The sequence below is a fragment of the Vibrio cionasavignyae genome (genome assembly GCF_050337155.1).
Classification (GTDB): Bacteria; Pseudomonadota; Gammaproteobacteria; order Enterobacterales; family Vibrionaceae; genus Vibrio; species Vibrio nomapromontoriensis.
Window position 1 is genome coordinate 12,870 of record NZ_JAKJSR010000029.1, and the last position, 15,736, is coordinate 28,605.

14 protein-coding genes are annotated in these 15,736 nt (G+C 45.6%); 9 read left to right on the top strand and 5 right to left on the bottom strand.

The features are described from left to right. Nucleotide 1: 1 nt before the first annotated feature. Nucleotides 2-703: a 3-deoxy-D-manno-octulosonic acid kinase gene (locus tag L4D74_RS21215; protein ID WP_428754516.1), complete on the bottom strand. Its 702-nt coding sequence runs from the start codon at nucleotides 701-703 to the stop codon at nucleotides 2-4. Nucleotides 704-835: 132 nt separating this feature from the next. Between L4D74_RS21215 and L4D74_RS21220 the strand changes: the two genes are divergently transcribed. Genes L4D74_RS21220 through L4D74_RS21230 form a run of 3 tightly spaced genes read left to right on the top strand, consistent with a single transcriptional unit; the run spans nucleotide 836 to nucleotide 4,794 of the window. Further along, entirely contained in the window at nucleotides 836-1,891 is a 1,056-nt protein-coding gene (locus tag L4D74_RS21220) for a glycosyltransferase family 9 protein (protein ID WP_428754517.1), read from the top strand. 53 nt (nucleotides 1,892-1,944) lie between these two features. Further along, a complete protein-coding gene (locus tag L4D74_RS21225) occupies nucleotides 1,945-2,748 on the top strand; it encodes a glycosyltransferase family 2 protein (protein ID WP_428754518.1) in 804 nt (267 codons plus the stop codon). 48 nt (nucleotides 2,749-2,796) lie between these two features. Further along, on the top strand, nucleotides 2,797-4,794 hold the full coding sequence (locus L4D74_RS21230; protein ID WP_428754519.1) for an LTA synthase family protein: 1,998 nt from the start codon (nucleotides 2,797-2,799) through the stop codon (nucleotides 4,792-4,794). Nucleotides 4,795-4,877: 83 nt separating this feature from the next. Here the strand turns inward: L4D74_RS21230 and L4D74_RS21235 are convergent, their stop codons facing one another. Next, nucleotides 4,878-5,912, bottom strand: coding sequence for a glycosyltransferase family 9 protein (locus tag L4D74_RS21235; RefSeq protein WP_428754520.1), 1,035 nt, complete (start codon nucleotides 5,910-5,912; stop codon nucleotides 4,878-4,880). A gap of 236 nt (nucleotides 5,913-6,148) precedes the next feature. Here L4D74_RS21235 and coaD point away from each other — a divergent pair, with 236 nt between their 5' ends. Beyond that, the gene (coaD, locus tag L4D74_RS21240; RefSeq protein WP_428754521.1) at nucleotides 6,149-6,643 is read left to right on the top strand and encodes a pantetheine-phosphate adenylyltransferase; all 495 of its coding nucleotides are present in this window, start codon (nucleotides 6,149-6,151) and stop codon (nucleotides 6,641-6,643) included. A 173-nt stretch (nucleotides 6,644-6,816) separates the two neighbouring features. Next, nucleotides 6,817-8,217 carry an ArnT family glycosyltransferase gene (locus L4D74_RS21245; protein WP_428754522.1) on the top strand — a complete coding sequence of 467 codons (1,401 nt, stop codon included), beginning with the start codon at nucleotides 6,817-6,819 and terminating at the stop codon, nucleotides 8,215-8,217. Nucleotides 8,218-8,327: 110 nt separating this feature from the next. Here the strand turns inward: L4D74_RS21245 and pyrE are convergent, their stop codons facing one another. Together pyrE and rph are read right to left on the bottom strand one after the other, a co-directional pair. Continuing rightward, the gene (gene pyrE / locus L4D74_RS21250; RefSeq protein WP_428754523.1) at nucleotides 8,328-8,969 is read right to left on the bottom strand and encodes an orotate phosphoribosyltransferase; all 642 of its coding nucleotides are present in this window, start codon (nucleotides 8,967-8,969) and stop codon (nucleotides 8,328-8,330) included. Nucleotides 8,970-9,093: 124 nt separating this feature from the next. Next, the gene (gene rph / locus L4D74_RS21255; RefSeq protein ID WP_428754524.1) at nucleotides 9,094-9,810 is read right to left on the bottom strand and encodes a ribonuclease PH; all 717 of its coding nucleotides are present in this window, start codon (nucleotides 9,808-9,810) and stop codon (nucleotides 9,094-9,096) included. A 242-nt stretch (nucleotides 9,811-10,052) separates the two neighbouring features. On the opposite strand from rph, the gene L4D74_RS21260 reads away from it, so the two are divergent. Next, the gene (locus L4D74_RS21260) at nucleotides 10,053-10,919 is read left to right on the top strand and encodes a YicC/YloC family endoribonuclease (RefSeq protein WP_428754525.1); all 867 of its coding nucleotides are present in this window, start codon (nucleotides 10,053-10,055) and stop codon (nucleotides 10,917-10,919) included. 196 nt (nucleotides 10,920-11,115) lie between these two features. Continuing rightward, nucleotides 11,116-12,762: a phosphoethanolamine transferase gene (locus L4D74_RS21265; RefSeq protein WP_428754526.1), complete on the top strand. Its 1,647-nt coding sequence runs from the start codon at nucleotides 11,116-11,118 to the stop codon at nucleotides 12,760-12,762. Between the two features lie 72 nt (nucleotides 12,763-12,834). Here the strand turns inward: L4D74_RS21265 and L4D74_RS21270 are convergent, their stop codons facing one another. Then, on the bottom strand, nucleotides 12,835-14,205 hold the full coding sequence (locus tag L4D74_RS21270) for an NCS2 family permease (protein WP_428754527.1): 1,371 nt from the start codon (nucleotides 14,203-14,205) through the stop codon (nucleotides 12,835-12,837). Nucleotides 14,206-14,610: 405 nt separating this feature from the next. On the opposite strand from L4D74_RS21270, the gene gmk reads away from it, so the two are divergent. Both gmk and rpoZ read left to right on the top strand, forming a co-directional pair. Beyond that, on the top strand, nucleotides 14,611-15,231 hold the full coding sequence (gene gmk, locus L4D74_RS21275; RefSeq protein ID WP_265676614.1) for a guanylate kinase: 621 nt from the start codon (nucleotides 14,611-14,613) through the stop codon (nucleotides 15,229-15,231). 222 nt (nucleotides 15,232-15,453) lie between these two features. After that, entirely contained in the window at nucleotides 15,454-15,726 is a 273-nt protein-coding gene (rpoZ, locus tag L4D74_RS21280) for a DNA-directed RNA polymerase subunit omega (protein WP_250619773.1), read from the top strand. Nucleotides 15,727-15,736 lie beyond the last annotated feature (10 nt).

Here is a 15,736-nt window from a genome sequence, read left to right on the forward strand (position 1 = left end):
TTTATTTTTGATACTCTGATTGAATCTCCTCAAAGTCTCCATTAGAAAAATAAATACTTCTCACCCTGCGCTCTTTTTCAAAAGAGCGCTTCAAACGCTCAAGGTTGCCTTTTTTCCATTCCCGTCCACGCTGTTTAAAACACTTATCAAAATCAATAATCCAAACCTTATCTTGATCATCAATCAAAATATTATGGATATTCAAATCAGTATGATTCACTTGCGCATCATGCATCTTACGAATTTCCGCACCAATTTTTTGGTACATCTCTTTCGGTAACGGTTTGTCTTGTAAGATGGCGACAAGATCACGGGCATTGGCAATTTTTTCACTCAATAAGTCAGCCCGATAGTAAGGCCCGATCTTGACCGCTCTCGCCGCCATTGGTCTTGGCACGTTGACGCCTGCTTCTATTAAGGTATTGAGCAACTGAAACTCTTGGAAACTGCGGGTCTTCTCCCAGCCCGTAAACCAATACTGATCTTTCACCAACTTTCCAAACAGTCCGCCACGGCGATAGTGCCTAAGCGCCGCTTCACCAGTTTGGGTTTGCACAAACCATGTGGTTCCGCGCCCCTGCGCGCTGCCGATCACCTTACCTTGTGATTGCCAAAAACTCGCGTCAAAGACTTGCTCTACTGACTCCTTCAATAAAGCCTCATCAACCCAATAGGTGATGTTGTTACTGTTCACTGTTTTCACGCTTAAGTCCTACCCCTAGGAACTAGGACCAAGGACCCAGCACCATCTTTTCCATTTTTCCACTGTTTCTGATTTTACATTCAAACCGCCCCCCTGCATAATCTTTACATCTGTTTCTGGCGTTGTGTATTTATGGCACTTTTCGATTCTGCTCCACAATCTGTGTGTATTTTAAGGCTTTCTGCTATTGGTGATGTCTGTAACACCATCGCTGCCGTACAAGCGATTCAACACCATTGGCCTGAGACTAAAATCACTTGGGTAACGGGTAAACTTGAAGCGCAATTGCTAAAAAGTATCGAAGGCATCGAGGTCGTGGTTTTCGATAAGAAAGCAGGCTGGCAAGGCTACCGAGCGCTTTGGAAACAACTCAAACATCATCACTTTGACGCACTGTTACACATGCAGTACGCCTTTCGTGCGAGTATTGCTACTCTGGGAATCAAAGCTAAATATAAACTGGGCTTTGATGGCGAACGGGCACAAGATTTTCAGGGGCTGTTTACCAATGTTAAAGTGCCTTCGCCAGCCAAAATGCATGTCCTTGATGGCTTGATGGCGTTTACCCAAACGTTAGGTGTGCCAACGGCTCAAGCCAAGTGGGCACTACACTACGCGAGCCACGATAGTGCTTGGGCGAAGCAGCAGCTTGCCAGTGAGCGAAATTTGCTTATCGTCCCTGCGGCGAGTAAGGGCTATAAAAATTGGACCGTTGATGGTTATGTCGCAGTGATTGAACACGCGGCCAAACTTGGTTGGACCGTGACGCTTGCTGGTAGTCCCGCGAGCATTGAGGTAGAGCTTGGCAAAGCGATTGAATCTACGTTATCCACACCAGTAAAGAATTTAATTGGCCAAAGCAGCTTAATGCAGATGCTGGCACTCATTGATAATGCCGACTTACTGATCGCCCCGGATACTGGCCCTACCCATATGGCGAATGCCATGGGCACACCGGTGATTGGTCTTTATGCGCACCATAACCCAGCGCGAACGGGGCCCTATAATTATCAAGACTATGTGGTTTCCGCTTATGAAGAGGCGATTCAAGCTGAAACTGGCAAAGCAAGCCACGAACTTAATTGGCGTGCTCGAGTCAAAGACAAACAAGCCATGCAGCGCATTGACGCCCAAGCGGTGATTGCTATGTTTGATAAGGCCATCAAATTAGAGAATCTCGGCGCATAAAGATACTAGGAGCACTCTCCTAGATTAACGTAGCGCCCAACAAGGTATATATTGTGACAAAACCAACACTGGCTGTTACCCTTATTGTAAAAAATGAATCCAAGCATTTACGTGCCTGCCTTGAAACCGTGCAAGGCTGGGTGGATGAAATCGTTATTTTAGACTCAGGCAGCACAGATAATACCGAAGCCATCGCCTATGATTTTGGCGCTAAGTTTCATGTTAACCATGAGTGGCCAGGGTTTGGTCCACAAAGACGACTAGCACAAAGCCATGTCGAGTCTGACTTTGTTTTCTGGTTGGATGCCGATGAGCGAGTCACACCAGAACTTAAGCAAAGTATTTTGCACGCGGTTGAGAAAAATCAGCCCTCGACGATTTATCAATTTGCTCGCCTAAGCTGGGTATTTGGTCGCTTCATTAAGCATTGTGGTTGGTATCCCGATAAGGTTCTTAGGCTCTATCCTACGACTCTCACCCAATACGATGATTCACTGGTGCATGAAAAAGTGCAAACTAATAAATCGATGAAAGTAGAGACGCTAGCGGGCGATCTGATTCATTATACCTATGATGATGTGCATCATTACTTGGTGAAATCCGCAGGGTACGCGAAAGCTTGGGCAGAACAACGTGAAAAGCGCGGCAAGCGTTCAAGTCTTTCTCAAGGCATCATTCATGCTATAGCTTGCTTCGTAAAAATGTACATCGTTAAAGCGGGCTTCTTAGATGGTAAACAGGGCTTTTTGTTGTCGCTGCTATCTGCTCACTCGACGTTTGTTAAATATGCTGATCTTTGGGTTCGCACCAGCACTCAACCTGCACAGGTGTCTCAAAAAGACCATTCGCCTGAATAACGTTCTCTGGAATAAAACTCTCTGAATAAAAAGTAGTCGTTAATTTTTATGATGTACCAAAAACACTTTAGACAGCTCACCAAACTGGTTTGGTTTCAGGTGCTGTTTGTCACCCTAATTATGTGCGTAGGTCGAGCAGTGATGTTCGCTTACTTTGTCGAACCCGATCAACTGACTGGTAAATCTGCTGATATTTGGCGGATGGTGGTTACTGGACTTCGCTACGATCTTCGCGTTAGCGCGATTGGCTTCGCTCCCTTATATCTGATTGGTTTGTTGCTAGCTGCCCACAGCACCATTTGGCGTGCGTTCCGACCTATCGCGATAACCTATTGCGCGGTTATTGTATTTATTATCACCGCCATCACTGTCGGCAACTATTACTACTACCAAACGTACCATAACCACTACGACTTATTTGCCTTTGGCTTGTTCGAAGATGACACCGAAGCCGTTGTGATGAATATGTGGCAAGACTACCCGATCGTGCAAAGCACCCTGCTAACCCTTGCAGTTGCCATACTCGGTGCTTGGCTGACTCACCGACTCACTGCCACATCAAAACACGTAACGCGCTGGTTTACCCCTATCGCGATGGCTTACGGACTCATTTCAATCACCGTATTTTTTGTGGCCGCTCGCGGCTCTATCGGCACTTTTCCACTACGCCAAGCCAATGCGCAAGTATCTGAGCTTGTGGTATTGAATAAGCTGACTCCGAATGGCTTTATGGCGATAGATTGGGCGATAAAAGCGCGTAAAGCGGATACCAAATTTGTTGATGTGTCATTGCAAGAAGGCGAAGCCTTGCTTAGTCAGGTGGTGGGAAGCGATGCACTCTTTACCCACACAGCGAACAACGACTACCTCGAGCACAATCAACCGAATGTCGTGCTGGCCGTGATGGAAAGCCTTGGCTCGAATATGTTGGCTTTTGACGACCCAAAAACCAACGATATGTTAGGCAGTCTGCGCCAACACTTCAAAGACGATTTCCTATTTACGCGCTTCTTATCTGCCGATAACGGAACCGCGCCATCAATGGCGCAAATCATGTTTAGTAGCCCAGTACAATCTATCAGTCAATCATCAGCGCAAAACTTAACGCTAGCAGGTAGCGCCTTCCAGCCTTACAAACAAGCGGGTTACAAAACCATTTTTGTTTCGCCTGGCAATATGGCATGGCGTGATTACATGAGCTACCTGCCAAAACAAGGCGTGGATAGAGTGATCGACCAAAATACGCTACTGGCACAATACCCAGAAGCAGAAGAATACATGACCGATTGGGGGCTACCGGATGACGTAGCCTTTAACTATGTAGAAAAGCTGCTCAATGAAGAGACGCAGCCGCTGTTTATTATTTTGCTGTCTGTAACGAATCACCCGCCGTACGTTACGCCAGACTATTACTCGCCTTATCCTACTCATGTTTCAGATGACTACCGTACTCGCGCCGGGCAAGGACAGATCGCGCCGGAAGGTATTCAAACGACATTCCAATATTCCGCCGATAGTTTGGGGCAGTTCATTAGCCACGTAAAACAGTCTCCAAAAAGACCAACGGTCATCGCTGCGACCGGCGATCACCAGATGCGACGTATCGCTGCGACCATGCCACAAGAGATTTTGCTCGACAAAGGGGTGCCGTTCTATTTGTATATCCCAGATGCCATACAAGCGCATTTAGACATTACTTTTGATGCAAACCGTATTGGCTCGCACAAAGACATCATGCCGTCGCTCTATAATGCTAGCTTGTCCAATGCGCGTTATTTAAATGTGGGTGGACGTAATATTGTTGCCAAGCAAGATGACCCAACGCTGGCGTTTGGTGCCAATACCAAGGTGTGGTTATCAGACAAAGGTGTCGTGTCACTAGAGAAGCCGCGTAGCTTTTATCCGTGGCCAGAATCTGGGCTCTACCTTGATCCAAATGCAAAGCAACCTGTGCCAGAGGACGTAAACAAAAAGGTCGATGATTACGTGAAGATGTTGCAATGGCAACTTAACTATCGCGTAATGCAAGCAAAGCAGACACAATAGCGTCACTCGTCATACAAAATCAGCCCTCAAGTGAGGGCTGATTTTTTTAATGTGCTTTCATTGAGTGTGCTTTACCTTGACCGCTAGTTTACGTAGTGAGCAATCCATTGATTAAGTGTCGGTAGTAGTGATTTCACTTCGATACGAGACATATCCTCCTGCGAAGACTTATCCTGAGCTTGCGGTGGACAAAACGCTAAGTGACGCCCTTCAGAGTTAATCGGCTTCCAACGCAGTGGCGTCGCCGAACGTTTAGAAGGAAAGAAGCCCACGGTCGGAACATCTAGAGCCGCAGCAATATGGAGTGGTCCTGTTGAACCAGCGATAAAGGCACTAGCGCAGGCAATGGAACATGAAAAATCAATCAGCCCATCATTTTTATCGTACACTACGCTGGCAACGTTTCGTTGCTCTAAAGCGCGTTTAAGCTGCTTGGCTTTTTCTTCTTCGCCTGGTCCTGCCGTTAATACCACCTCAAACTCGCCCTCTATACCTGTGACTAGCTCAGCGTATTGTTCGATTGACAAATTATTCGCTGAGCCACCACTACCAGCATGAACAAACACCCAAGGGCGCGCCTTATTTAGTTGATACGTGAGCGCCAGTTTTTCTTTTTGTTTCGCGAGTGCATCCAGTGAAAACGAAAAATAAGGGGCTTTAGGTTCAATAACTGGCTGCCCAATATCCGTAAGGAATGCGCGAACAAGATCGAGGTTATATTCAAACTCAGGTTTGGCGCTTTGCGAACGTTTTTGCTTAATCCGTTTGTTATAGAAAATTTGAGCAAGTTTCGTCGCTGGCGCTAAGCGGTAAGGGATCTTCGCCTTCCACACCAATAAGGCATTATAGGTGGTGGAGAACAAGTTAATTGAGGCATCAAACTTGGCGTTTTTTAAGGTCGAGACTAAAGATTGCTGCGTTAACTTATCGGCTTTGGGCCCGGTGTCCACAATCACTTCATCTATCCAAGGGCAAGCCTTAGCAAGCGCCACGGTATAACTCGGCACTAGAGCGGTGATTCGGCACTCAGGCAAGGACGCTTTTAGCATGGCAAAGCTTGGCCAAGCCAACATAAAATCACCGATTTTGTCATTTCGAACCACGAGTATATTTTTCATCAAGCATCTCTTTTTATTTTCTAGGCGACATTACACCAAACGGCACTACGCCAACTGACTATCGAATAATAGCAACTCGTGACGCGCATGATAACTCTTATCCTTATCGTATTTATTATGTGTTCAATACTCAGTAATGAAAAACTTCTTCATCAGTGAAGAAAACCGCGTGCCAATAAAAAGGAATGAGCGATAAAGTGTTACACTAAATAAAACCCCTATACAGAGCTGATATCGTGACACAAAAACGCCTTTCTCGAGTGGTCTACCCTGGTACCTTTGATCCTATTACTAACGGTCACCTTGACCTTATCGAACGTGCATCGACGATGTTTGATGAAGTGATTATCGCCATCGCCGCCAGCCCAAGCAAAAACACCATGTTTACGCTAGACGAACGCGTACACTTTACTCAAGCGACAACGGCGCATCTGGATAATGTTTCTACAAAAGGTTTTTCTGGATTGTTGGTGGATTTTGCTAAAACCGAGCAAGCCAATGTCCTAATTCGCGGCCTGAGAACCACAGTCGATTTTGAATACGAATTTGGTCTCACCAATATGTATCGCCGATTAATGCCAGGTTTAGAGAGTGTTTTCTTAACTCCAGCAGAAGAGCATGCCTTTATTTCCTCAACCTTGGTACGAGAAGTCGCGATCCATGGCGGTGATGTCAGTCAATTTGTGCCAAAATTGGTAGAAACTGCACTAAACGCGAAAAAAGTGGTCTGACTAAATTCATCTGTCCATATGCTATTTTCCAACTGACACATTTTGAGCCAAACTTAACCTCTGTTTGCCAGACAAGTTGTTGACGATAGTAAACATAGTGTGTGAGACTTCACCACTTTGCGACCGCGGTAATAATAACCGACCGTTTTTTGATGTTGTAGGAGTAAAAAATCATGGCTAAAGGGCGCACCCTTTGGATTTTGCTGATTGGCGCGTTAGTCATTCGCTTGTTGACGCTAGGTCTCTATCCTTTGATGGATACCACCGAGTCTCGATATGGCGAAATGGCTCGTTTAATGGTGGAAACGGGTAATTGGCTCACGCCCCTTTACGACTACGGCGTCCCTTTTTGGGGCAAGCCGCCACTCTTTACTTGGATGAGCGCAGTCAGCGTTGAACTGTTTGGTTTATCCGAATTTACCCTACGCTTCCCTCATTGGATTGCTGGCGTCTTGGTGGTGATTGGTACCGCTTGGTTTGCCAAGAAAAATGGCTACAACCCTCTCGTTGCGGCTGTCGTACTCTCTACCACATTGGTGTTCTCTATTTCTGCTGGCGCCGTCATGACAGATATGGCGCTGACCTTAGGCCTTGCGATGGCGATGATTGGTTTTTACCAATGTTGGCGTGGCGAAACCTTTATGGGCTATATCGGGTTTATTGGTCTTGCTGTCGGCTTACTCGCGAAAGGACCGGTTGCCATTGTGCTCTTTGGTCTCGCCGTCTTCCCGTGGATGGTGATTCAACACGGTATTATTGGCGCATTTGTTGAACTTTGGCGTCGCTTCCCACTAATTAAAGGCACGCTGTTAATGCTGGCCATTGCTCTACCTTGGTACCTAATGGCAGAGCAAGCAACGCCTGGCTTTATTGATTACTTTATTGTTGGTGAGCACTTTAAACGCTTTGTTGAACCGGGTTGGACTGGCGATCTCTATGGGTCAGGCCACCAAGAGCCTAAAGGTAAAATCTGGTTCTTTTGGGTGTTAGCCGTTCTGCCGTGGTCACTTATTCTACCAGTATTAATGTTGGTTAGAGCCAAGTTTGGCCTAGAACAAGCAAAACAGAATCATGGCTTTAGTAGTTTTGCGCTGTGGTGGGCACTGTCGCCATTAGTTTTGTTTACGGTTTCTAGTAATATTCTACCGACCTATGTACTACCAGGTACCTCTGGTGTGGCATTGCTTATCGCGATTTTCTGGAAAAAGAAAGATATGCTTTGGTTGTCTATCGCCGCTCTCATTGTGCCTGTTGCACTGATTGCCGCAACTTACCTTCTCGCAACAGGTAAAGTAGCCGATAACAGCGACAAAGGCCTGATTGCTGAACTCAACCCAGAAGTGAAAACCTTCTACTTCCGACCGCGCTCATACTCTGGTCAGTTCTATAGCCTTGGACAAGCCAAACAGTTAAAATCGGATGATCAGCTTGTTGGGCACAACGAGTTCTACTTAATCACTTATAAAGGCCGTGCACAACATGATTTTGCGCCGTACCAAGAGCGCTACCAATGTAGTGATACAGTTGCAGAGAACTTTGACCGTGTGGCTATTCTCTGTAAAACACCAGAGTAATTCGCACGCCTAAGTGACATTTAAACGACGCATATAAAAAAGGTCTGATTATTCAGACCTTTTTGTTTGGTTCACTTCAGCTGTAGTTACGAGTATACCGTAACGCGAGATTAAATACCGTACTCAGCACGATACGCTTTCACCGCTTCAAGATGCTCAGCGTTGTCGCCTTTGTCTTCTAGGTAAGTAATTAAATCCGTTAAGCTCACAATCGAAATCACAGCACAACCAAAGTCACGCTCTACTTCTTGAATAGCAGATAACTCACCTTTGCCTTTTTCTTGGCGGTCAATCGCAACCAATACACCCGCCAAATCAGCGCCGTTGGCTTTGATGATTTCCATCGATTCACGAATTGCTGTGCCTGCGGTGATTACGTCATCCACCAGCATAATACGACCTTCTAGTGGACTACCCACTAAGCTTCCACCTTCACCGTGCGTTTTCGCTTCTTTACGGTTAAAGCAGTAAGGTGTATCCACATCGTAGTGATCGGCAAGTGCTACTGCTGTTGTCGTCGCAATAGGGATACCTTTGTATGCAGGGCCAAATAGCACGTCATATTGAATTTCAGAGTCAGCCAATGCTGCCGCATAGAAACGACCTAAACGGGCAAGGTCACGACCAGTATTGAAAAGACCAGCGTTAAAGAAATAAGGACTTTTACGACCTGACTTAAGGGTAAACTCACCAAACTTTAGCACTTCTTTTTCTAAGGCAAATTCAATAAAATCACGCTGGTATGCTTTCATGTTTTCTCTCTCTGGTTTTAAAGGGCGGAAGGCTAAAGTATCCTGTTCCTAGAAACTAAGAACTTAAACCTACCCACCTATTTTTACTCAAAAAAATAGCCCCCTTACGGGAGCCATTCAAATATTAATCTTCTAACGCCGCCTTCTGAGCGGTGACAATCTCGGCAATGCCGTTTTTCGCCGACTCCAGCAACGCCATTAGCTCTTCATGACAGAATGGTTCGCCTTCTGCGGTACCTTGAATTTCAATCATGCGACCATCTTCAGTCATCACCACGTTCATATCCGTATCGGCTGCTGAGTCTTCTACGTACTCAAGGTCACAGAAAATGTTTTCGCCAAGGATACCAACAGAAACTGCCGCTACGTGGCTCTTCATTGGGTTCGCTTTCAGGGAGCCTTTCTTCACCAAGTGAGCAAACGCATCCGCCATTGCCACACTTGCGCCAGAAATGGCAGCAGTACGAGTGCCGCCGTCCGCTTGAATAACATCACAATCAACGGTGACCATGATTTCGCCCATTGATTCAAGATCAACCACTGCACGTAAGCTACGAGCAATCAGGCGTTGAATTTCCATGGTACGGCCGCCTTGCTTACCGCTTGCTGCTTCACGACGCATCCTTGAATGTGTTGAACGTGGCAACATACCGTATTCAGCGGTTACCCAGCCCTTACCTTTGCCTTTTAACCAGCGCGGGACATTTTCTTCCACGGTGGCATTACACAACACTTTGGTATTGCCAAACTCAACAAGAACAGAGCCTTCAGCATAAGCAGTATAGTTGCGAGTAATTTTAATTGGGCGCACTTGCTCTGCTGCGCGGTCATTTGGACGCATGGACATTACCTTCAGTAAGGGAGGGGTTTGGTTGGGCGAAGATTATAGCGGAGAAGGGAGTATGGGTCTAGGTGCTTGGTCCTTGGTCCTTGGTCCTTGGTCCTTGGTCCTTGGTCCTTGGTAGAAGATAGTTCGCTTGACTCCAAGGGCCTAGGACCGTCTTTTACCTAGAGCCATCTTTTTAAACTGTGCTACCATGAGTGCAGTTTGAACACATTTATTGAATCCAAGGGAATCATTTCATGATCTACAGCATGACCGCTTACGCTCGTAAAGAAGTTAAAGGTGACTGGGGCAGCGCCGTTTGGGAAATCCGCTCAGTAAACCAACGTTACCTCGAAACCTACTTCCGCCTTCCAGAGCAGTTTAGAGGCCTTGAACCTGTACTTCGTGAGCGCTTCCGTAAACGCCTAGCGCGCGGAAAAGTTGAATGTAACCTACGCTTTGAAGCCAACCCTGCCGCAAAGACAGAGCTTAATATTAACGAAGCGCTTGCTACTCAGGTTATCAACGCTGCTAAACAAGTCATGAGCCTAACCGGTGAAGAAAGCCGCCTTAACCCATTCCAAGTGATGAATTGGCCTGGTGTGATGGAAACTCCTGAGCAAGACATGGATACCATCAACAAAGAGTTGCTCACAGGCTTTGAAGCCGCATTAAGCGACTTTATTGATGCGCGTGCAAGCGAAGGCAGCAATATGAAGGCCCTCATTGACCAACGCCTAGAAGCCATCACAAGCGAAGTTGTCAAAGTGCGCGCTCGTATGCCTGAAATCATTGAATGGCAACGTGAGCGTTTACTGGGTAAGTTTGAAGATGCCAAAGTAGAATTAGACGCAGGCCGCGTTGAGCAAGAGCTGATTTTGCTAGCGCAAAAATCTGATGTGGCAGAAGAGCTTGACCGCTTAGACTCTCACGTTAAAGAAACGCACTCAATCATGAAAAAAGGCGGCGCATGTGGACGTCGTTTAGACTTCATGATGCAAGAATTCAACCGTGAGTCGAATACCCTAGCTTCTAAATCGATTAGCACAGACATCACTGCCTCAGGCGTTGAACTGAAGGTGTTGATTGAGCAAATGCGTGAGCAGATCCAGAATATTGAATAACTCCGTATCTCGACAAATCTAGAATAAAAAAAGCTTGGCGCTGTTACTGTTAATTACAATGTAATACAGCCTATGGCGCCTCTTTTAACTCCGCCTACCTCACCTTGTATTTACCACGACACCTGTCTGACGCAATTTACTAATGTTCAAATTGCATTATACTCCGTTCTTTTTTCGATAACCTCGGTGAGATCTTATGACTCGTGAACTATCAAACCACTTGTCCCACCCTCTGAAGTGGCTTATGGGTGGCACTCTGTTTAGCATTGTTGTGCGTTCACTTATAGTCGGTATGCTATTACTTATTGCGGAAGCAATGGTAAGGTCACACTACGATATCGTCCCTATTGGCGAACCCTATAATATTCCTATTATCTCCCTGATATTTGGTTTGCTAATCAGCTACTCACGTTCATGGATTGCCGCTGCGCTCTTGGGTGCTTTTTTATGGATATCCTACGCGATACAGCTATTTAGTATTTCTAACTATGGCTACTTTATTACCCCTATAAAACTGTGGCTGTTGTTTGAAAAATTCATAGAGGTCCTGATATCAGGGAAAGATACCGCCAAAACGATGGGCACTACCTTCTTTGCTATACTGCTTGTCTCACTGGCCTTGGTTAGCCTATTCGTTGCTAGAAAGAACATAGAGAATAAAAAGCGCTGGGTGAGCGTATTCACTATTGCTGTTGTCCTTTTCTACCCCGTAAGGCAGACAATTATCCAATCAAACACCCTAGGCAGATTACCCGTCATGTACCACTCGACTATCAAGAGCTCGTTCTATACTTGGGGCTTTTTTGTTGCACGAGTTGTTCCAGAAGAAGCGCTAGGGCTATCAAAGGTAAAACCATTTATCAGCGATGCCCCGGAACAAGCTTCTCACGGAAATGCTCAGAATATTGTCGTCATTATGGGTGAGAGCTTGTCTTCTATGTACATGAGCGCTTTCGGGTACTCTGTTCCGACCACACCTTGGCTCGAGGAGCAGTCGCAGCAAGAAAACCGCTTTCTCGCCGAAGGCTACTCTGGTGGTCTATTTACTGATGTGAGTTTGCCGTTTTTCTTTAATGCCATTGCCAAGCCAAATGGTGTCAAACAAATTGGTGGCGGCGACACGAATATCTTCCGTCTTGCCAAAGAAAATGGATATAAGACTCACTTTTACTCCACGCAAGCGAACTACGGTCTAAGTCTCATGTCCATGTTAGGCAGAGGCTGGATAGACAGCTATGATGACTCCTACAGCCTAACAAATAACAGTTATAAGGGTGTGCTAGACGAGGAACTGTTGACTTGGCTTGATACCGTTGACCTGAACAAAAAAAATCTCATTGTTCTTCATCAAACCGGGTCGCACATGCCTTACGCAGAGAGAACGCCTGACAGCTACAAACCATTTGGCTCTGGCAGTGACTACGCAGAATACATGAACAGCGTGCACTACACCGATGACTTGATTAAACAAATACAATCACGCTTGGAGCAGAAAGCTAGAGAGAACTGGGTGCTGATTATGACTTCGGATCATGGACAGTATGTCACCAAGCATACAGCCGGTCACGGTAACTTTAATCACGAATCAAACTATAAAGTGCCAGTTTATATCTCTTCGGACAATAGCAGCAACATTGATTTGGCGCAAACAGCACTAGGCCAATGCGAAAAGGTATTTCAGATACAACTGTCTCACTACCTGACTGAGCTACTAGGCTTCAACTACCCAACTTCTCCAAACTGCGCGAAGGGTTACGTCGCAGGCTCTAGACTGACGGGTGATAATGGCTTCCTCAAAGTAGACAATCGTGAGGAAAAAGAATCCGTCATTGTGTACGAATAGATACAGCGGAAGTGATTATGACTCAACACAAAAAAGCAGGCTGATGCCTGCTTTTTTATCTCTAAATTTTGCTTATAGCAGCACTAGGTAGGTCATAAACAACGCCGACAACACATAAATCACCGGATGAACCTCGTTTCTCTTACCTGCCACAACCATACTAAACGCATAGCTAATAAAGCCCATCGCCATACCGTTTGCTGGTGAGAAGCTCAACACAGTGAACATGATGGTAAAGAAGGCCGCAATGCGGGATTCTTTCTTTTCCCAATCAATCTGCCCTAGGCGGCCAATCATATAAATACCCACAACCACCATGGCAGGGGCAACCATCGCTGCCGAGAATACCGAGAACAGTGGGTATAAGAACAAGGATAGGAAGAAAAGTCCTGCTACAACCACTGCTGCTAAACCGGTTCTTGCGCCTTGAGAGGAAGCAATACCCGACTCCGAAAATGCGGTAATAGACGTGGTGCCTAAAATAGAACCAATCACCGTACCACCAGCATCAGCCACGAGTGCAGAGCGTGCATTCGGCACTTTGCCGTCTTTATCGATAATGCCCGCGTCTTTACCGACACCGACAATGGTGCTCAAGCCGTCAAAGAAATCAACAATTAGGAAGATAATCACAATAAACAGCAAATCGAACATCTTTTCTGCCGTTAAACCAGAAATATCAAAAATGGCGCCAAAGCTGCCCGCCATACTCGGCGGCATCGACACCAATTGATCCGGCAATGGGGCGTTTGATGTGCCCATGAAGGTATCGGCTAATACCGTTAGAACAATCGCAGAGATAAACGAAATGAACGTTGCTAATTTAATATCACGCACCATGCAGCCAAGCGCCACAAAGATACTGATGTAAGCGATGATCACTTTCGGGTCTGAAATATCGCCCATACTGACCAAAATAAATGGGTTAGCGACAATAATTCCGGCATTTTTCAAACCAAGGAAAGCGATAAACAAACCAAGAGAAACGGTAATGGCGAGTTTTAGATCTTCTGGTATCGATTCAATCATCGCTTTGCGTATCTTTGTCAGCGATAGAATGAGATAAATCACGCCGGAAAAGAAAATCCCCAATAACGCTTCATGCCAGACCAATGCAACAGAGCCACTTAATAGCATGCCTTTAAAGAAGCCGTTCATGCTCATGCCCGGTGCTAGCATCACTGGATAGTTACCAAACACGCCCATAATTAGAGTCGCAATACCTGCCGCCAATGCTGTCGCGGTAAAGACAGAACCTCTATCCATACCCGGTATATCACCTAGAATCGCCGGGTTAACGGCGAGGATGTAGCTCATCGCGAGAAAGGTAATAAATCCGGCATACACTTCGGTACCAATAGTGGATTTACGCTCAGAAATTTTAAACGTTGTTTCAATTAACGAAGTTTTCGCTGGGCTTTTGCCTGCTACATCAACACTCACGATAAAACCTGCTTACTTTGATTGAGAAAAGTCGTTCAGTTCATCAACTAAACTTGAAAAGTTGGCGCGGATTTTAATCAGCTGCGTGAATAATTCAATCAATTTCGCTCTTTTTTGTAATCTTTTTTATCTCTTAAAAAACAACACCTTGATAAATAAGCAATCGTTTGCCGCAAACCTTACCCTTTTTTACCTTTCGTCTTTATCCTCTCTTTTGTTTTTCCATGTCGTCGCTCGTTGAGCAGTCAAGCTCTGTCACTTGTCGAAAACCCCCAACTTATGCTACTCTTCGCCTCCATTTTTCTGACTGATTTTTCAACAACTTCAGTCGGTACTATATTTATATTGTGAAGCGTGGCTAACGGTACGCTTCTATTATTAATCCTGAACTATGGACTCACACCTATGGGCAAAGGCACTTTATATATCGTTTCCGCACCGAGCGGAGCAGGTAAATCAAGCTTGATTTCAGCGATGCTGGAGACGAATCCGACGTATGCTATGAAGGTATCGGTCTCGCACACGACTCGCGACATGCGCCCAGGTGAAGAGCACGGCATTCACTATCACTTTGTTGAAAAATGCGATTTTGAATCTCTGATTGAGCAAGGGGCCTTTCTCGAACACGCAGAGGTGTTTGGTAACTACTACGGCACCTCGCGAATTTGGATTGAAGAAACCTTAAATAAAGGGATTGATGTTTTCTTAGATATTGATTGGCAAGGCGCACGTCAAATTCGTGAGCAAATGCCAGCAGCGAAGAGTGTCTTTATTCTGCCACCATCAAACGGTGAGCTAGAGCGCCGTCTAAACGTTCGTGGTCAAGACAGTGATGAAGTCATTGCCAAACGCATGAGTGAAGCTAAGTCAGAAATATCACACTACGCTGAGTACGATTATGTCATTATCAATGACGACTTTGATGTCGCACTTATCGACTTCAAAGCCATTTTACGTGCGGAACGTTTGAAGCAAGATAAACAGACCATTAAATACAAAGGTATGCTCGACGCGCTGCTGTCTTAATAGCAAGTTTAGCTTACCTTGATCATTCATAACGCAATGATCAGGTTATAAAATCCTCATTTACCTATATACTTGTCAGCGACGTACTCGATACTCGTCAACAAAATACGGGTAAATGAACAGTCATCGGGCTATTTTGGGATCATTTGTGATCTAGTATCCACACCCATTAGCCTGTATACTTTCTCGTCATCTAAAATTTAGTTAATTATTGGAGTTCTTATGGCACGCGTAACTGTTCAAGACGCTGTTGAAAAAGTTGGTAACCGCTTCGACCTAGTTCTTATTTCGTCTCGCCGCGCACGTCAAATGCAAATCGGTGGTAAAGACGCATTAGTGCCAGAAGAAAATGATAAGCCTACGGTTATCGCACTGCGCGAAATCGAAGAAGGTTTGATCACTAAAGAAGTCCTTGATGCTCGTGAGCGTCAAGAACAGCAAGAGCAAGAAGCAGCTGAGCTAGCCGCTGTTAGCAGCATCGCTCACAACCGTTAATTCGAACCGA